Raw genomic sequence first — 18637 nt, 5'->3', positions numbered from 1 at the left:
GAGATTATTTAGTATTGCCAACTTGATATTTACCCCTTATAATCAGTTTGAAAATTCAACTGTGGAGTTATGTTATTTATGAACCAAGATGATGTTATGAAAACCCAGGGGGAAGAAGAGAGCCAGGAACAGCCAACCAATAAAATGGAAGCCTTACTGGAAGCGGAAGGTCTCACAATCGACTTTCCCAAACGTGGCGAAATCCGTAAAGGAACCATCGCCAGTATTAACAACGGACAGATCCTCGTCAGTGTTGGTGCAAAATCAGAAGGAATCATTGCTGGTAAAGAATTCGATTCAATTGATGAAGACACTCGCAAAGCCTTGGAAGAAGGCGAAGAGATCACCGTCTATGTTGTTACACCAGAAGATTCAAATGGCAACCTGATCCTTTCTTATAACCGAGCCCTGGAAGAAGAGAACTGGCAAAAAGCCGAAGAGCTCATGGAATCGGAAGATTCTTTCGTTTCCAAAATCGAAGGGTACAACAAGGGCGGTCTTTTGGTCCCCTTGGGCACCATTCGCGGCTTTGTTCCCGCTTCTCAAATTGGCCTGGGGCGCCGACTGACCATCACCGGGAATTCTCCCGAAGAACGCTATGCCGAAATGGTTGGTGAAACCATTGACGTTTGCGTGATCGAAGTCGACCGTGACCGCCGCCGCCTGATCCTTTCCGAACGGGCAGCCAGCAGCGAAACCCGCGAATCCATCAAGGAACGCGTGATCGATGAGCTGGAAGAAGGCGAAATCCGCACAGGCCGTGTGACCAGCCTCGCAGATTTTGGCGCATTCGTCAATATCAATGGTGCCGATGGTCTGGTTCACCTTTCTGAGCTTTCATGGGATCATATCAATCATCCCAGTGAGGTTCTGGAGGTTGGGCAGGAAGTCAAAGTGAAAGTGATCAGCATTGATTCTGATCGCAAACGCATTGGCCTCTCCATCCGCCGTCTCAAGGACGATCCATGGGAAGACCAGGTCTCCATTTTAACGGAAGGCCAACTGGTCGAAGGTCGAATCACCCGCCTGACCAACTTTGGTGCCTTTGCCCGCCTGCTGCTCGATGATGTGGAAGGCGATCTGGAAGGTCTGATCCACATTTCTGAGATCAGTGAACACCGGATTGAGCATCCCAAAGAGTTGCTGCACGAAGGTGATGTTGTCACCCTTCGAATCATCAAGATCGAAGAAGACACCCACCGCATCGGCCTGAGCATGCGCCGCGTGGACTCCCCCGCCTACACCGATCTGGATTGGAAGACCCTGACTGAAGAATTTGACGTCGATGGGATGACCGATGCAGCCCCGGCTGAGGATTCCGTGGAAGAAGCTGAAGTCGAAGAAGAAGTGGTCGCTGAAGAAGCTGCCGCCGAAGACGATGTGGCTGAAGCCGCTGTCGAAGAAGCCAAAGAGACTGAAGAAGCCGTCGAAGAAGCTGCTGAAGCTGAAAAAGACGAAGAGTAGAATCTAGATATCAAAGGCGCACCGGGTTTCCGGTGCGCCATGCATTTAAAAAATTCCCATGACACTGATCATTGACTCACATGAAGACCTGGCTTGGAACATGGTCAACTTAGCGCGGGATTACACCAAATCCGCCCTTGAAACCCGTTCCAGTGAACGCAACACCCCCATCCCCGCCTACAATGGGAACACCTTATTAGGTCGCCCTGAATACGTCCAGAGCAAAGTGGCTCTTGTTTTCGGGACGCTCTATGTCAGCCCTCGCCGCTTGGAAAAAGGCAGCTACCCGGTTGAGACCTATGAAACCCCGCAGCAGGCACATCAAGCTTATCGCAAACAGTTGGATGCCTATTTCCGCCTGGCGGATGAACAGCCCAACGATTTCACCCTGATTTTCTCCCAATCTGATCTGCAAGCTCACTGGAAAACCTGGCAGGCTTTTGATATTGATGACACGCTGCCCGCGCCGCCCACCGGAATCGTCGTTCTGATGGAAGGTGCGGAGTGCGTGGTGGAACCCGCTCAAGTGGCGGATTGGTTCGAGTGGGGTGTGCGTCTGATCGGCCCCGCCTGGGCTGGGAATCGCTATTGCGGCGGCACCCGTGAGCCCGGCCCGCTGACCAAGCTGGGCTATGAATTGCTCGACCGGATGGCGGACCAGGGCTTCATTTTAGATATCAGCCACATGGACCATGAATCAGCCAGACAATCCCTGGATTGCTATCCAGGGCAGGTCATTGCCTCTCATGCCAACGCCGAAGCGCTGATCCGGGACCTCCCCATCAACCGGCACCTGAAAGACGCCACCATCCATCAATTGATTGAACGAAATGGCGTGATGGGCATCGTCCCCCTGAATGGCTTTTTGGATTGGGGCTGGCAGGATCGCGGCGGCCGAGCGAGCATGTCGCTGGAACTTGTCGCTGACCAAATTGATTATGTCTGCCAATTAGCTGGTGATTCCCGGCATGTCGCCCTCGGGACCGATTTTGACGGCGGTTTTGGCGTGGAAAAAGTGCCAATGGAACTGAACACCATTGCCGACCTGACTCAGTTGGACCCACTTTTAAAGAAAAGAGGTTACAATCAAGAAGACATCGCCCGGATATTCCACGGTAACTGGTACAGAATATTGCAGGAAAATTTGCCCTCATCATGACCGATAAACCCTCCCAAGAACCTAAACAAGATCAAAATAACGAACAGGCTTCTCTCCCCCTAAACGGTGCAGACCTGAACGGCCAGGCAACCTATTCCAGAGGACGTTTGCGGATTGGCCTGGCGATGACCGTCTTCGGCTACCTGCTGTTCCTTTTAGGCGCTCGGCCAAGCCTTTTCAACTTAGACCGTAGTCGGGTGATCGGCTTCGTTCAAATTTCAGTTTTCCTGATAGGCCTGGGAATCATCGTTTTGGGCAGCTACATCACCTTGAACACCTTCTGGTCCGGTTCCAAGAAGACCATCATCGCCGATATTGGCAGCCGCGTAATGAGCACCGGCTATGTTATCTGTGTTTTCACTGCTATGGCGGATATCTTCGGTCTGGGCAGCCATCGCCTGCCTGATGTGTTCTTTGGCCCCCTGCAAGCCCGCGGCGTCGCCATTGGCATGGCCACCATCGGCATCGGCTTGTTGATGCTGATTCGCTTCCGGCACCCTGATGAAAAACAATCAGAGCCAACCTCCAAGAAGAAAGCCGGCTCTGCCAAGAAACCCTCAAAAAATCAGCCTGAAAGGTTTTAGGCTGATTAAGTCTGATCAATTGCTCTCAGCATCTCCTCGCGAGTGCCGAATTTGAAAGCTGGCAGACCACTCTCGTCTGCCTTTTTTTGTTCCACAGCCTCCAGCTTTTTCAGATCATCCAAATCCACCAGACGGTCATTCACCGGCGGCAGCGCTTCCAGCGCCTGTTCAGCTGTTAGTGTGCTAGGCGGCAGCGTGTCGAGATAGGCCAGGACGGCTTTTGCGCCTCTTTCAGCGTCCTTGCGAGCCAGGCCCACAATTCCCTCACCGGGTACCCTTGCCCAGCCGCTGACGAAAATATCATCGCATTCAATGCAAAGGTCCGGGTTATAAACCTCATAGGAAATGCCGTCCACCGGGTAGCGCGGGTCAGGTGTCGTGACGAAATGTCCATGTGCCACCGGCAGACCGAAGCGGTCGCTCACCCGTGAACCAATCGAGAAAATCACCGTATCCAGTAGAACGGTTTCCAGTTGGCCGGTGCCGACCGATTTCACCCGGTCCCCTTCTCGCACCAATTGATTGATTTCAAAGACCACGCCCTTCACCCGACCTTGTTCATCCCCCACGATCCGCCGGGGAGAGCGGAGGAATTTCAATCCGAAATCAATCCCCGAATCACACTCCTCAGCTTTCTCACGGGCCTGGGCCAAAAGGTCATAGAACTCTTCCGCATCCCCACCAACCTTGTTGGTATGGGGGATGGCTTCATCCACTGCAGCCCGAATTTCAGGCAAGTCCAAACAACTGGCAACCGGTTCCAACGTTTGTTTATCGAACTTGACTTCGGTAGGCCCTCGCCGTGCAAAAGCCGTCACGTTTCTGGGCTCTTTCCGCTGCTTGAGGTAGTGAACGATATCGAGCATCACATTCCCCATGCCGATGATCCCAACCTGCTTGCCTAAACTGGGCTGCCAGTCCGCCATCTCCGGGTGTTGGGTGTAATGAAAAACGATGTCATTCGCCTGGTAAACGCCTTCCAGGTCTTCACCCGGCAAGCCCAGCCAATTATTCTTCTGCGCCCCAATAGTGACCATAAAAGCCTGGAATCCGGCCCTGCGGAGCTGATCCAGTTTGAGATCGCCCTGCTGACCAATGGAGATATTTCCCAGATAGTGAACATTAGGATGGTTCAGAATACGGTTGAATTGGTTCATCAACCCCAGGCGCATCTTATATTTATCCGGAAAAATCCCATATTCCGCCAGTCCACCCGGCTTGATATCACGGTTAAACAGCACCACCTGGGCTCCTGCTTTTGCCAACGCTTGCGCGGCATACAGGCCGGCCGGTCCCGCACCGATCACCGCCACCAAATGGGGATTTTGTTCAATCTTTGTCAAAGCTCACCTCGTAAGAAAACAAGCCATTCCGACTTGAATTATGGCATATAATAATGTGGACATAAAACCTCTGCATTATACTGGATAGGTCTACTATCAGAAGCGATTCCAGCATAATCAGCATTCATTTGAGAGCCTTATGACCAATCAAACCCATTTTTACACCCTCCCCAACGGCCTGACCGTCCATTTAAAAGAAATTCATACCGCACCCATCATCAGCAGCTGGATTTGGTATAAAGTCGGCTCTCGCAACGAGCATCCGGGGATCACCGGTGTGTCTCATTGGGTCGAACACATGCAGTTCAAGGGGACTGACAGGTTCCCTGCGGGTTATCTGGACCGGGAAATCTCCAGAGTGGGCGGCATCTGGAATGCCATGACCTATCTCGATTGGACCACCTATTTCCAAACCCTTCCCGCCAGCATGGCAGAACTCAGTCTCTCACTGGAAGCTGACCGGATGGTCAACAGCCGCTTCCTGACCGAAGAAGTGAACATGGAACGAACCGTGATCATCTCTGAGCGTGAGGGCAATGAAAATCAACCCCATTTCCTGCTCAACGAGGCCATCCAGGAAGCCGCCTTTGACCAGCACCCCTATCGCTATGAAGTGATCGGGCTGAAGGATGATCTCGAATCCATCACCCGTGACCAGCTTTATGGTCATTATCAACGCTTTTACGATCCCGCCAACGCCGTTCTGGCACTGGCCGGTGATTTTGATATCGATCAGATGGTTCAACAAGTTGCGGCGAGTTTTGGTGAAATCCCCAGCAAAGGGTCAATCGAACAAGCTATTCCCGTGGAGCCGCCACTGGGCGTTGAACGGCGCGTGACAGTGGATGGCCCCGGCCAGACCGCTTATGTGCAAATAGCCTACCGTGCGCCCTCTGCCAGTGACCTGGATTTCTTCGGTCTCACAGTGCTGGACAGCCTGCTTACCGGCCCCAGCAGCCTCAATATGTTCGGCTCCGGTGGCACTACCAATAAGACCAGCCGTCTCTATCGGGCCCTGGTGGAAGGTGAGATCGCCGTCTCTTGCTTCGGCACCCTTCAAGCCACGCATGATCCCTATCTTTACTCAATCAACCTGACCGTGCATCCCGCCCATACCCCGGAAGAAGTCCTCCAGGCTGTGGATGATGAATTGAAACGAGTGATGGATTCACCAGTCATGCAGGAGGAAATTGCCCGGGCGATCAAACAAGCCAAAGCACTGTTTGCCTACAGCAGTGAAAACATCTCCAACCAGGCCTTCTGGCTGGGCTACACCGATATGTTCGCCAATTACGATTGGTTCGAAAATTACGTCAACCACCTCGCCAAAGTCACGCCCAAGGACGTCCTGCGCATTGCCCGGGAAGCCCTCAATCCTGATAACCGGGTAGTTGGCTTTTACCTGCCGGAAGAAAGTCTCAGCCAATGACAAACAAAGCCCCCTTTACCCCTCAGACAACCGCCATGCCCAGCCCGGATGACATTACTCGGGAAGTCCTTCCCAACGGGATCACAATTCTGGCACGGTCCAACTTCAACAGCCCCACCCTTTCCATCCGAGGGTACCTGCCCAGCGGCAGCATTTTTGACCCGGATGAAAAACTTGGCCTGAGCTATCTGACGGCAAACAGCCTGATGTCCGGCACAGCGCATTATGATTTCCAGGCTCTCTATAACGAAATCGAGTCGGTTGGTGCGAAAATCGGCTTTTCCTCCGGCACCCTGACCTCAGCCTTCAGTACCCACTCCCTCAGCGAGGACCTGGACCTGATCATGGGGCTGGTGGCTGAATGCCTCCGACACCCCACCTTCCCGGATCGGGAATTTAACCGCCTAAAAATGCAAATGCTCACCGGTTTGGCGATCCGCGCTCAGGATACCGCCGCCATGGCATCCATGCTCTTTGATGAGGCCGTTTTTGCCGGTCACCCCTATGAACGCCCGGATGATGGCTATATTGAGACCGTGCAAGCCATCGAGAAGGAAGATCTGGTTCGGTTCTATCAACGCACCTTTGGCCCCCAGGGGCTGACCATTGCCATTGTCGGCGCAGTGGAACCTCAAACAGCCGTGGATGCCATCAAAGCCGCCCTGGGAGATTGGTCGAACCTCGAGCAGGAACACTTGCCAGAGCTGCCTCCCCTGGCGCCCATCACCCAACCCGCCCGCAAGAGCCTGACTATCAACGGCAAATCCCAGGCGGATATCGTCATCGGCTGCCAGGCCCCAGAACGCCTCTCACCCGATTATGTCCCGCTGCGGATCGGCAATAACATCCTCGGCGAATTCGGCATGATGGGACGGCTGGGCAAGAGCGTTCGGGAAGATTCCGGCCTGGCCTATTACGTTTATTCCAATCTGAGTTCCAGCCTGGGTCCCGGCGCCTGGGAGATGATTGCAGGCGTGAACCCCCGCAGCGTTGAACAAGCCATTGAATTGATGTCTGCAGAAGCCCGGCGTTTTGTCAATGAGCCAGTGACCGCTGAAGAACTGGACGATTCAAAGTCTCTCTTCCTGGGGCGCTTACCCTTGCTGCTCGAATCCAATAATGGGGTGGCGATCTCATTATTAAATATGGAGCGTTTTGATCTTGGGCTGGATTATTTCATCCAGTATCCCAATAGGATCAAAGCCGTAACCGCCGAACAAATCCTTGAAGCCAGCCGAAGATACCTCAACCCCGACAATCTCATTGTCACAGTGGCAGGACCGTAACCATGACACTCTGCAGTGGTATTGACACGATCGAAATTGCCCGACTGGAACAAATCCGTCCGGCCATTCGAGCGCGCTTCATCCAACGGGTATTCACAGAAAAGGAGATCGACCAGGCTCAAGACCGTAATGATGCTCTGAGCGGCATCTTTGCCGCCAAGGAAGCGGTCTCCAAAGCGCTCGGAACCGGGATCGGAATCGTTCACTGGCGGGACATTGAAATCATCCACCTCCCGTCTGGCCAGCCCACGGTACAACTCCACGGTAAAGCCGTCACTATCGCTGAATTATTGGGAATTAAGGAATGGTCAGTGAGCATCAGCCATGATCGCACAAAAGCGATTGCGATGGCCGTTGGGATGGGGAATCGATCCTGACATTCTGCCTAACTAACATATTTGATTATTTTGTTTTACAATTAGATTATGAAATTGTTAACGGTCAGCGACAAAGAGGTTCCCCTCATTTATAGTCCCCAAATCAAAGAGCGATTCAAGGACGTTGTCCTGGCCCTCAGCAGTGGGGATCTTTCTTATTATTACCTCGAGTACATCATCAGCACACTGGATATCCCCTTGTACTATGTTCGCGGCAACCATGCCAAAATTGTGGAATATGGAATTGGCGGCACACGAACCGAACCCTGGGGCGCTGTTGACCTGCACCGCAAAGTGGTCCAGGACCCTAAAACCGGTCTCCTACTGGCCGGGATCGAAGGGTCGCTGGTTTATAACCGGGGCAAATACCAATACACTCAGGCAGAAATGTGGTCGATGGTGATGCAACTGGTCCCAGCGCTGATGTGGAACAAAGTGCGCTACGGCCGTTATCTGGATGTATTCGTCACCCATGCCCCGCCCTGGGGGATCCATGATGATGACGACCGCGCCCATCAAGGGGTCAAAGCCTTCAACTGGCTGATCGAAACTTTCGAGCCTGCATTCCATATTCATGGCCACATTCACATTTACCGGCCCGGGATCGCCACTGAGACCAAAATCGGTAAAACCCTGGTGCTCAACACCTACGGCTACAGAAGGCTCTCATTGCCCGACCTCCCCCTGGAACATAATCCTTCTATACAACCCCTTCCCACCCAAACGGAAGATGCAGCATCCCCCAACTCATAGAGCGGGGGATGTTTTTTTATCAGCCATGCTGCCGGATGGCGGTTGTTTCCTACGCAGGAATCCAGTAACGACAATTCACAGCAGCATGGCTGTTTGAATAGGTGCCCACCGAACGAGTCAGGGGTTGATTTAATTTACGGTTGGACACCTATCCAATAATGATGGGGCAAAACCGTGCTGTTCGAGCGGATCGCCACAGCACCTGCCTGCGCTTTCACCTTTTCAGTCAACATACTCGGATGCACAAAGCAGAGATTGGGGTCTTCTCCATATTTAACCCGGTAATACTCTGCTGCGTGAGTCACTTTACCCGCCAGGTCAACTTCGGGGTCGTTATCAAACCAGAGCAGACCGATATCCATCCTAGCCCTCCAGCATGTTCACTTTGCCCAAAAGGGGCAAGGTATAGCGAATCCAACCTGTTCCGGTCCAGGCCTTGAACTCACCGGGGGCCAGGTCTGCCAAAGATGTTCCGGCCTGCTGGGAAAGGATTTCAGCGGCGTTCTCATCCCCCACCTGCCCAACGATTCGGGTGCGAAAGGTGTCAATCCAATAACGCAGGTCACTGGCATCCTCGGCGTTGACCGTTGCCACCAACCAGACTCCGGATTGGGACCCATATTCCAGCAGCCAGCGCAGGTTCACCTGGGCCTCCCAACTCATGTCGTGCAAGGCTGGTAGGTCATCCAATGCCAGCAGCACGTCCGGTCCGCGCCGCTGCCCAACCCGGCGGGATTCGGCCAATTCGGTCAGGTTTTTAATCAATTGCTCCGCCTGGGGATCATACCAGGCCGCCATCCCCAACAGATACTTGCCAGATATTGTTTGATCGGCAAACCGGGACCATTCCGCCGAATTGAGGGTCAGAACTGCAACCTGCAGATCCCGCGGGGAGTGGGACTGGATCGCTGAATCTACCAATACCTGCAAATGATGGGTTTTGCCAAAGCCCCGTTCACAGCCGATCAGAATTGCACCCAGTTCAGGATCGCCCAATGACATCAGGAAGGGCAGCCCATCCTGACAGCGCCCCAGAAGGACGACATGTTGAGGAACTGGCTCCAGGCTCTCCATCAGGGCATTCACGGTTGCCAGGCCGGCCTGCTGCCCGCGGGTTTTCATCCTTTTGCCGGAAATTGAACGGGAGCGCAGCCCGGGTATAGTCTTCAATTGAGGTCCAAATGTATTGGAAATGATTTGGGGAAGTGCCATTTCATGCTCTCTTTCCAAGAATCGAACGTGTGTTCTATATTATACAGAACTTCTGTTCTATGTCAAGAGACTGATTTCTTTTACCAGTTCTTAACCAAAAATCCATGACTCCAAAGCTAAAAAATGTTATAAATAATCCAATTAACCATTCCCAATCATGGGTTTGGTAAAGCATAGCTGTTGCATCGCAACTACAATTTAATAAAAAAGAAACAAGCGGCTGAGTCTCACCCATTGAAGGGTCGAGATGACGAGGTGGAGGTTCCTTCTTGCGAAGGAAGGGCTAACCCGGTTATACCCGGGGAAAATCGATAGATCAGCGGATGCCTCCTGGGCCTGAACACGGGTCTAAGTTTCCTTTCCCATAATGGATGTCCAAAACTGCCTGGCGACAAGCAGGCCAAAGCAACCATAGTGAGCAAACCTGGAATATTGATTCCCGGCGGTAAGTTCGAGTACCTTATCTTAAATTGTGCACTCCGTTGGAAAATTCTGATTCGTGTTTATATTGGAGGAAAATATGGATAAAAAAGATGTGCTTGAAAGAATGAAACAAGACGGCGTGAAGTTCGTCTCCTTCCAATTCACTGATGTGAATGGCGTGGTCAAGAGCGTGGATGTACCGGAATATCACGTACCCTCGGTATTGGAAAATGGGATCTTCTTTGATGGTTCATCCGTTGAAGGCTTTGCCCGTATCCAAGAAAGCGATATGCAGCTGGTCATCGATCCTGACACCTACGCCATTCTGCCCTGGTCGCCGGATGAATTCAAACGGGCTCGTGTCCTATGTGACATCTATCGTCCCAATGGCGAACCCTTTGAGGGTGATCCCCGCGGTGTGCTCAAACGCCGTCTCGCGAGCATGAAAGAAGATCGCAAATGGCTGCTCAACATCGGCCCTGAACCAGAGTTCTTCCTCTTCCTACGCAATGGCAACGAGAATATTAACCCCGTTCCCCACGACATCGGCGGCTACTTTGATTTCTCCGCCAATGACGAGGCTGTCCGAGTGCGCACCGAGTTGATGGAGGCCCTCAGCCAGATGGGCCTTGAAATTGAAATGGGCCACCATGAAGTCGCCATTGGACAGCACGAAATCGACTTCCACTTTGCCGAAGCGCTGAAGACAGCTGATAACGTCCTGACCTTAAAGTACGCCGTGAAAGCAATTGCAGCCCAACACGGCCTGATCGCATCCTTCATGCCCAAACCCGTTTTTGGGATCAACGGCTCTGGGATGCACTGTCATCAGTCGATCTTTGATCTAGATGGCAACAACCTCTTCTACGATGAGGATGACCCCATCAAGTTATCCCCCCTGGCCTACCAATATACAGCCGGCGTTTTGAATCACGCGCGTGCACTCACGGCAGTCGTGGCCCCCACGGTCAACTCCTACAAGCGTCTGGTTCCCGGTTACGAAGCCCCCGTCTATATCGGCTGGGCCCAGGTGAACCGCTCTGCGCTGATCCGCATCCCTCAGCCTATGGCTGACAATCCCAAGACTGTTCGGCTCGAGCTACGCTTCCCGGATCCATCCACCAACCCCTACCTGGCTTTCAATGCCATGCTGGCAGCCGGTTTGGACGGCATCGAGAAGGGCATGAGCTGCCCCAAGCCTCTTAACCAGACGAATGTCTATGAATTGACTGCAGAAGAACGGATTGACCTCGGTATCGAAATGCTGCCCGGGTCACTCTTCGAGGCTCTGATTGCCTTTGAAGCAGACCAAACCCTGCAGTCCGCTCTGGGCGGTATTCTGACAGAGGCATTCCTTAAATCTCGGATGGCAGAGTGGGAAGATTTCCGCACGCATGTCACCGACTGGGAATTGAATCGTTACCTGACAAGCGCCTGAGATACCTCAGGTTTCAACAAACGCCTGCACTCACCTGCCTAAGGGCACGGCCAGGAACGGTACCAGCATTTCTTCCCTGCTGAGACCACCATGCCGGCCTAGCATGTGATTGGGTGTCGGCGCCCACCAGAAATAGGCTCCCCCCCGGGCCACGGCGATCAAATCGCCCACCCGGTCGGGGGCCTGTTCTTTTATCTCCCCATTACCAAACAGCCCGGCCTGCAAAGCCTTCTGCGAATCCAATAACAGGAATTCGCCCGGCCAGGTCTGCTCAATATAGGCCCGGACGGCATCGGCTTTACCGGGTTTAGTGTAGAAGAATGTGAGCCGGTGTTCACAGGTTGGCGACATTATCAGGTGAGATTTCAACTCTGGATGGTTTGAAAGGTCATACTTCGGGTCGATCAGGGTCAGCTTGGAACCATGGTCGGCAGCTAAAATTAAAATTGTTTCCTCAGCGACCTCCGGTGACAACCGGTCCAAAAAGCCCTTGCGGAACAGATCGGAAAACGCGGCGAACTGTAAGGCCACCCGCTCGTCACTAGCGCTGAAGCGGTGCATTAAAGTATCCACATCGCTGTAATAAACGTAGGTATAGTCCCGCTCACCTGCCCGCCCATTCAGGAAATCGGCCAGGCTGATGCTCAGATCGGCTTCATCCACATAAGGTTTGAGATCCACATCTTCCATCTGCATCACCGAAAGGCCGGAATGCGCAATGGAATAGTGGATAAAGGCGGTGGGCTGAATGCCATTTTCCAACAAATGCGTCCCCAGAAGCGGTCGATTGAGGAATTCGTGGGGATTGAAGCCCGCCCGTGCCAGGCCGCCCACATCCCCGCGTGCCATCGCGGCTGAGTGGAGGATATTATTCATGATTACGCCCAGTTCCTTGGCCCACATCTCGTAACCGATAATGCCGTGGCAGGCCGGGGCTACCCCCGTCCAGAGTGTCGTCAATGCAGAGGCCGTGGTGCTGGGGCAAACACTGGTGATTGGTGCGAAAACACCCTTTTCTTTCAACTCATTCCAAACCAGGCTAGGTACAGACTCCATCAGATTCGAGAGCAGGTTATATCCCAGGGCATCCACCAGGAGGAAAACCACCTTTTTATAAGGCCCACCCAACGATTCCAGCATAGATTCTTCCAAGGCCGGCCGCCCGAAGTGTGGCGCGCCCAAGAGTTGGGTCATGGTGCCGGGAAGGTTCGCCAATGACAATCCTTCGTAAAACGGCAAAGTCAGGTCACCATCTAGCGGCAGCTCGAGGTTACGATGTTCATCAATGCGGTTTAAAGTCCTGGTGATCAGGTCGCTCATTTGCTCTCCTTTGGTCATCACACAATCATACTATATTCAATCGAGCAGTTTAACCATCTGCCTGGGTTCAATTTTCACTCAAAGTTCCATGACGGTTTCCGCCGCCAGCCAGAACAGGTTCCGGCGGATTTCATCCCGAGAGGACCACTTCCGTCCATCCCAATCTTCCTGCAACACAGCATCCCCGCCATAAAGGATCTGTCCCAAAACCACGCCGCGAAACTCCGCCACCGCGAAAAAGGCTGCGGCTTCCATTTCCACTGCCAGGCACCCTTCCGCCAGATATTCTGCAGCCTTGGAGCGGGTTTCCCGGTAGATGGCATCCGTTGTCCAGGCTTTGGTCCGCAGATATTCCAGCCCTCGCCGCTTCAGGACCTTTTCAATTGCGGCCAGCGCGGCTGGGTTCATTTTCACTTCCCGAGCTGGGGGCAAATAATGATAGGAAACGCCCTCATCCCGCAGCGCCGCCTCTGGGATCAACAGATGCCCAACGGCCACGGACCTATCCAGCACACCGCAGCCCCCACAGACCATAAATTTCTTACAGCCCCGAGCAATCATCTCTTCTAATAGACCGATCGCCAGTGGTGCGCCGATCCCGGGGTGGAAGAAGGCCAAGCGCTGGCCTTCATATTCAATTTCATAAAGTGGATGCTGCCCAATCTGTGAAAGGGAATGAGCAATCACCTTAGCGCCATGATTTTTCACCAGTGATTCAATCACCTCGGCGAAAAAACAAATCACACAATGTTCAGGCACGTCCACAGGCTCAACCACTTTGGAAGGCTCCAGGATAGCCTCTCGGGTGGCATCAAACTCAAGGATCGGTAAGGTGTGTTTTTCCATTTCTTGTTCCTCCACTCGCCATTTACCCTTATATTCACAGGCAACAGCTTTCTTAATCAATATTTTCCTAGTATAAATGATATTAACCGTCTAATGGAACCATTATCCATTTCTGGTGTAAAATCAGACAGAAAGTTGATTGCCCTTGAACGAGCAGGAGATTATGACCGAAACCAATCCCCAATCTAAGCCCAATCCCGGCGAACCGGAACTGCCCAACTATCGTTACGGCGGTGAAATTGATATAGAAGAAGGCGGTTTCATTTTCCGACCCATTGAAGGGTTTGAACTGGAAATCGACCGAACCGTCTATATGTATTCTGAAGACGGCAACATCGAGATCAGCCTGGTTGGCGGCGAATTGAAGGAAGGCACTTCCATTGCAGAAATGAACGACTTTCTCGCTTCCGAGTTCATGGAAAGTTTCGATGAATTCCGGGTGGATGATGCCGGCACGGATCGGATTCAGGAGATCACCGGTTTTTTAAATGACCTCCACTTCAAAAACGCTGAAGAGGAAGGTCTCGGGGTTGCCCTAACTTGCTCCCCCCACATCAATCAATACTTCTTCATCCTGGTGATTTCTTCCGCTGAACATTGGGAAAGCCAGGGGAAGGCTGCCTTTGACGCCCTCAAATCGGAAATTCGTTTCTATCCCCGGTTCCGCCCTGAAAAGGGAGAAAGCCAACTCAATGAATTCCCGGATCTAACCACAGAAACCTTCCAGGATTTCCGCGTGACCGATGATTTCACCCTGCACGTCGAAAAAGGCGATGTTTCCCTGTTGCTGGCAGCCCGTTCCCAGGACCCCTTCAGCCAGGTGCGCCTGAAAGAGGTCTATGCCCCCGGCGGTCAGACCCTCTATCAATATGATTCGCAGACTGGCCAATTGGAAAGTAATTTCTGCTCGAAGCCGATTGTGGGCGAACATGGCGAGCTCTGCTTCTTCTACCCCAGGGTCAATAACCAGGCACTCCAGCCCGGCGATTACCGCTTCAGCTTTGAAACCGCCGCAGACACAGACCTGGAAGAGATCCATGTCGTCATCCGCTCCGGCAGGGCTTTGGATGCCCAGGCTATTGACCTGAATTTCTGGGTGGCAGTTGCCGATGAACGCTTTAACGATCCTGTTAAAACCGATGCCTTCTTTACCGCCATTAGCGAAGGGCTCAACCATTTCATCACCCCGCTCAGCCTCAAATGCGGCAAGATCAATGTGATCCAGGCCGCGCCGGATGAGTTGGCAACCTTCAGTACCATCCACGTGGAAAAAGACTTGGCTGATTGCAGTTATATGATCGCTGATTCGATCAGCAACCCACGCGCCCTCAATGTGGGTATTCTCCAAAGTATTCAGCAAGGCGTAGGCGACGAAACCACCGAGCTAGAAGCGATCAGCTCAGGAATCCCCGGCATGATCATGGCCCCAGCCTCGCCCCATGCCTGCGTGCTGCTTTCCTGGTCCGCCCTAAGCGGCGACCTAAAACGGCTGGTGCAGGCACTGATTGAGCAACTGGTCAACTTCAGTGGGATTGATAACCCATTGGAAAAAGGCCAAGCGCTTACCCTCAATCGAGAGATCGCCTGGCGGCTGCGTCGTCATCCCCTCTTTTATGACGCTGAGTGAGGCAGATCCCCCACCCACTCAATTGAATTAACCTCCGAAAAACGCTTTTGCATCACGACAATTGACTGGGGATTGTTATCCACCAGAATAAAATGCCGTCCCAATTCAAGACATACTTCCCCTACCGTCCCACTGCCGGCGAAAAAATCCATCACCAGGTCACCGGGGCTGGAAGAAGCCGCCACAATCCGTTTAATCACACCCACGGGCTTTTGGGTCGGATAGCCGGTCTTCTCTTTGCTGTTGGTCCCGACAATCGTATGCCACCAGGTGTCTGTGGGGAATTTTCCCCGGTCGGCTTTTTCCTTGCCCACCAATCCCGGCGCCATGTAGGGAATCCGGTCCACCTCATCCCGATTGAACGTGTAATGCCTGGGGTCTTTGACATAATAAAGGATGTTATCGTGCTTTGCAGGCCAGCGGGTTTTGGAACGGCCGCCAAAGTCATAGGCCCAAATAATCTCATTCAGGAAAGAATCCCGCCCGAATATATCATCCAGGAGGATCTTGCAGTAATGCACTTCGCGGTAATCAATATGGAAATATAAGCTGCCGGTGGGTTTCAAAATTCGATAGGCTTCCAGCAGGCGCGGCTCCAGAAATCCCAGATAGTCATCGAAATAATCCCTATACCCACGTTCGCCAATGACCTCGGTCTGGTAACGGTTGCCGCCAAAACCTACCCGGTCCCCGTTTTCATCTTTCTCCACCTTGATCTGTTTGCGGGATTGTTCTTTGCCCGTGTTAAATGGCGGGTCAATGTAAATCAGGTCCACCGATTCACTGGGCAGGTCTTTGAGTACGGGTAAATTATCGCCAAATATGATCTTATTTTCCATAGCCTCCATTTTAACATCATCCTGGCTTTTTCCATCCCTAAATATTAAAATTGAACAACCTTAAAGATTCTTGACATACTGTGTATTGCACACTATACTATATTACAAGATATAGGATATAACATTACGAAAGGTTAAACAGTATGACGGGTGACACAATATCAGAACAGACCCAAAATCTTGTTCAGGAGCTTCGCCGGGGCGTGATCGTCCTCGCAGTGCTCAGCCAGCTTCACACGGAGCAATATGGTTACTCCCTGATGAAGTGCCTGGAAGACCAGGGTATGCTGGTTGACCAGGGAACCCTCTATCCTCTCCTCCGCCGGATGGAAGAACAAGGACTGCTGGAAAGCAACTGGCGGACCGACACATCCCGACCTCGGCGCTACTACGTCCTGAGCAGCTTCGGCAGCCAGGTGCTGAGTGAGATGAAGATAGAGTGGGGTCGGATAAAAACGACCGTAGATAATTTGCTTGAAAATGAAAAGGAGAACGAATAATGAAACTGTTGGAATTGTATTTAGATAAAATCCGTCAAAACCTGCCCCAGCGGAACCGCGAAGATATCCTCAAAGAAATCCGCTCCACGCTGATGGACATGATCGAAGATCGCAACGCAAACCCGGGCGCAGCGGCCGATGACGAAACCGTCAAAGAGGTCCTGCGGGAATTCGGTTCACCCCGCAAGGTTGCCATCCAATATGGCACTCGCAATTACCTGATTGGCCCCCAGCTGTTCCCAGCCTATCTCCAGGTACTGCGTATCGTCCTGATCGTTGTTGGCGCTTTCAATGTGATCGGTCTGATCGTGGCAATCGTCAACCAGACCGGCTTCGACAGCGGCATGCTGGAAGCTATTCTGGAGGTCGTTGGCTCACTGATGAGCAGCCTCTTCATGGCTTTTGGTATCGTAACCCTCTCCTTCGCAGGCATCGAACGCACCACGCCGGATGAGATGAAGGTCAAAATTAACCAGAAGTGGGACCCTGAAGATCTCCTGCAGGAAGAAGACCATGACCGGGTAAAGGTTGTGGAAATGGCCATCGAGATCACCTTCTCAATGATCTTCCTGGTGCTAATCAACTTCTTCCTTGACAAAATTGGAATTTATTTCTTCGATAGCCGAGGCTGGGTTTCCTCACCCATATTGAATGAGAATTTCCTCCGCTACATCCCCGCCATCACAATCTATGTCATTCTCGACATCGCTTTGGATCTTTACCTGCTCAACAAGGGCGTCTGGGATAAGATGGCCACCGGCGCCAAGGTCCTGATCAACTTCCTCAAGATGGCTGTGAACTTCGCTATCCTGACCGGCCCCGCCATCCTCACTTTGCAGGCAGCCGATTGGCAGCGCATCAGCATAGATTCAACACTGACCGTGGACACCATCAATCACTATATGAACCTCGGGGTGCGGGTCCTCCTCGGGCTGGCGATCTTTGGCCTGGTCGTGGAAACGATCAAACGGATCTACGTTGGTTTCATCAAAGGACACAAAGCTCATATTGAAATTGATGCCTGATAGGGCATATGAAAACATCCAATTCTCCCAGGGCGGCCAAATGGCCGCCCTTCCTTGTTTAAATGGATAATTCCATGTAAGGCTAAACTCCTGTATAATTATTCCTAATTAGATAGTAATTAGAATAATTTAAGGAGAAATAACATGAAAAAGAAAGTGATTCCCATCATTCTGGTGATTAGCGCGCTTTTCTTGTTTAGTTGCAGCCCGAATGACATAACCTCTGAAACCGAACATAACACCACAGTGATGGAATCATCGGAAGCCGTTATGGAAGCCAACCCTTCCACAGAAGAACCCATGCCAACCGAGGATGACAGCGCCGTGATGGACGCAACCTCCAACTGCTACCATCCCTTCTTCCCGATCTCCGAAGGGGCCAACTGGACCTACCAACTCTCCACCGGAGAGAGCTATACCATGACCGTGACCGATGTCACGGAAGAAAACTTTACCCTGTCCCAGGATTTCGCTGAAAGTGACCTGGTGCTTTCAGTGGATTGGTTCTGCTCGGATGACGGCCTCCTGGTCGGCGATTTCGCCCAGGTGGATTTCCTTAACCAATCCAGCGGTGAGGATGGCGTTGAAATGACCTTTAATACCTTCTCCTGGGAGGGCGAAACCCTACCGGCCGAAGATCTCTTTGAGGTCGGTTATGAATGGACAGCCACCTACCAACTCCAGAGCGATATCAACATGGAAGGCATCGTCACCACCGCTCAAGCCACCGTGACCATCAATTACATAATCGCAGCCATAGAAGAAGTCACCGCCCCAGCCGGCACCTTCCCCGAGGCCTACCGGGTGGATAGCGTCGGCGATATCTCGATGACCATGGATCTTAACGGTTCAACATTCCCCATGACCAGCGTCAATTTCGGCTCCAGCTCCTGGTACGTTAAAGGCGTGGGCCTGATCAAAACGGCTGATGATTTCACGGGTTATGAGAGCGGAATGAAATTGATCGACAGCAATTTACTCAACTAAAACAAACCGGATATAACATACGGGC

At 52.3% G+C, this 18637-nt stretch carries 18 protein-coding genes; 12 read left to right on the top strand and 6 right to left on the bottom strand.

Annotated elements, in window-relative coordinates; translation table 11 throughout:
• The first annotated feature begins 78 nt into the window (after positions 1-78).
• The 3 genes from JR338_12250 to JR338_12240 are packed head-to-tail and all read left to right on the top strand — an operon-like array spanning position 79 to position 3207.
• Positions 79-1464, top strand: a complete 1386-nt coding sequence (locus tag JR338_12250) for a S1 RNA-binding domain-containing protein (GenBank protein QRN83155.1) — start codon at positions 79-81, stop codon at positions 1462-1464.
• Between the two features lie 58 nt (positions 1465-1522).
• Complete coding sequence (locus JR338_12245; GenBank protein ID QRN83154.1) at positions 1523-2623, top strand: membrane dipeptidase; 1101 nt, start codon at positions 1523-1525, stop codon at positions 2621-2623.
• Positions 2620-3207 carry a hypothetical protein gene (locus JR338_12240; GenBank protein QRN83153.1) on the top strand — a complete coding sequence of 196 codons (588 nt, stop codon included), beginning with the start codon at positions 2620-2622 and terminating at the stop codon, positions 3205-3207. Before JR338_12245 ends, JR338_12240 begins: the two co-directional genes overlap by 4 nt.
• Before the next feature lie 5 nt (positions 3208-3212).
• Here JR338_12240 and JR338_12235 read toward each other — a convergent pair whose 3' ends face one another.
• Complete coding sequence (locus JR338_12235; GenBank protein ID QRN83152.1) at positions 3213-4550, bottom strand: FAD-dependent oxidoreductase; 1338 nt, start codon at positions 4548-4550, stop codon at positions 3213-3215.
• A 139-nt stretch (positions 4551-4689) separates the two neighbouring features.
• Between JR338_12235 and JR338_12230 the strand changes: the two genes are divergently transcribed.
• Genes JR338_12230 through JR338_12215 form a run of 4 tightly spaced genes read left to right on the top strand, consistent with a single transcriptional unit; the run spans position 4690 to position 8395 of the window.
• The gene (locus JR338_12230; GenBank protein ID QRN83151.1) at positions 4690-5979 is read left to right on the top strand and encodes an insulinase family protein; all 1290 of its coding nucleotides are present in this window, start codon (positions 4690-4692) and stop codon (positions 5977-5979) included.
• Positions 5976-7265, top strand: a complete 1290-nt coding sequence (locus JR338_12225) for an insulinase family protein (GenBank protein ID QRN83150.1) — start codon at positions 5976-5978, stop codon at positions 7263-7265. The genes JR338_12230 and JR338_12225 overlap by 4 nt, the downstream gene beginning before the upstream one ends.
• 2 nt (positions 7266-7267) lie before the next feature.
• A complete protein-coding gene (gene acpS, locus JR338_12220) occupies positions 7268-7642 on the top strand; it encodes a holo-ACP synthase (protein ID QRN83149.1) in 375 nt (124 codons plus the stop codon).
• A 48-nt stretch (positions 7643-7690) separates the two neighbouring features.
• On the top strand, positions 7691-8395 hold the full coding sequence (locus JR338_12215) for a metallophosphoesterase (protein ID QRN83148.1): 705 nt from the start codon (positions 7691-7693) through the stop codon (positions 8393-8395).
• 134 nt (positions 8396-8529) lie between these two features.
• Here JR338_12215 and JR338_12210 read toward each other — a convergent pair whose 3' ends face one another.
• On the bottom strand, positions 8530-8757 hold the full coding sequence (locus tag JR338_12210) for a hypothetical protein (protein ID QRN83147.1): 228 nt from the start codon (positions 8755-8757) through the stop codon (positions 8530-8532).
• Between the two features lies 1 nt (position 8758).
• A complete protein-coding gene (locus JR338_12205; GenBank protein ID QRN83146.1) occupies positions 8759-9607 on the bottom strand; it encodes a hypothetical protein in 849 nt (282 codons plus the stop codon).
• Positions 9608-10127: 520 nt separating this feature from the next.
• Between JR338_12205 and glnA the strand changes: the two genes are divergently transcribed.
• Positions 10128-11468 (top strand): type I glutamate--ammonia ligase, encoded by a 1341-nt coding sequence (gene glnA / locus JR338_12200; GenBank protein QRN83145.1) that lies wholly within the window; start codon positions 10128-10130, stop codon positions 11466-11468.
• Between the two features lie 30 nt (positions 11469-11498).
• On the opposite strand, the gene JR338_12195 is transcribed toward glnA, so the two are convergent.
• Entirely contained in the window at positions 11499-12788 is a 1290-nt protein-coding gene (locus JR338_12195; protein QRN83144.1) for an alkaline phosphatase family protein, read from the bottom strand.
• Positions 12789-12866: 78 nt separating this feature from the next.
• Positions 12867-13634 (bottom strand): nucleoside phosphorylase, encoded by a 768-nt coding sequence (locus JR338_12190; GenBank protein QRN83143.1) that lies wholly within the window; start codon positions 13632-13634, stop codon positions 12867-12869.
• Between the two features lie 163 nt (positions 13635-13797).
• Here JR338_12190 and JR338_12185 point away from each other — a divergent pair, with 163 nt between their 5' ends.
• On the top strand, positions 13798-15261 hold the full coding sequence (locus tag JR338_12185; GenBank protein QRN83142.1) for a hypothetical protein: 1464 nt from the start codon (positions 13798-13800) through the stop codon (positions 15259-15261).
• Here JR338_12185 and JR338_12180 read toward each other — a convergent pair.
• On the bottom strand, positions 15246-16109 hold the full coding sequence (locus JR338_12180; protein QRN83141.1) for a site-specific DNA-methyltransferase: 864 nt from the start codon (positions 16107-16109) through the stop codon (positions 15246-15248). The two genes, JR338_12185 and JR338_12180, sit on opposite strands and share 16 nt — an antisense overlap.
• A gap of 134 nt (positions 16110-16243) precedes the next feature.
• On the opposite strand from JR338_12180, the gene JR338_12175 reads away from it, so the two are divergent.
• From JR338_12175 to JR338_12165, 3 genes are all read left to right on the top strand, one after another.
• Positions 16244-16600 carry a PadR family transcriptional regulator gene (locus JR338_12175; protein QRN83140.1) on the top strand — a complete coding sequence of 119 codons (357 nt, stop codon included), beginning with the start codon at positions 16244-16246 and terminating at the stop codon, positions 16598-16600.
• Positions 16600-17625: a hypothetical protein gene (locus JR338_12170; GenBank protein QRN83139.1), complete on the top strand. Its 1026-nt coding sequence runs from the start codon at positions 16600-16602 to the stop codon at positions 17623-17625. The genes JR338_12175 and JR338_12170 overlap by 1 nt, the downstream gene beginning before the upstream one ends.
• 144 nt (positions 17626-17769) lie before the next feature.
• Complete coding sequence (locus JR338_12165; protein QRN83138.1) at positions 17770-18612, top strand: hypothetical protein; 843 nt, start codon at positions 17770-17772, stop codon at positions 18610-18612.
• Positions 18613-18637 lie beyond the last annotated feature (25 nt).

Source organism: Chloroflexota bacterium (assembly GCA_016887485.1).
Classification (GTDB): Bacteria; Chloroflexota; Anaerolineae; order Anaerolineales; family Anaerolineaceae; genus Brevifilum.
Note: the sequence above shows the minus strand (reverse complement) of the source record. Positions and strands in the feature narration are given on the sequence as shown.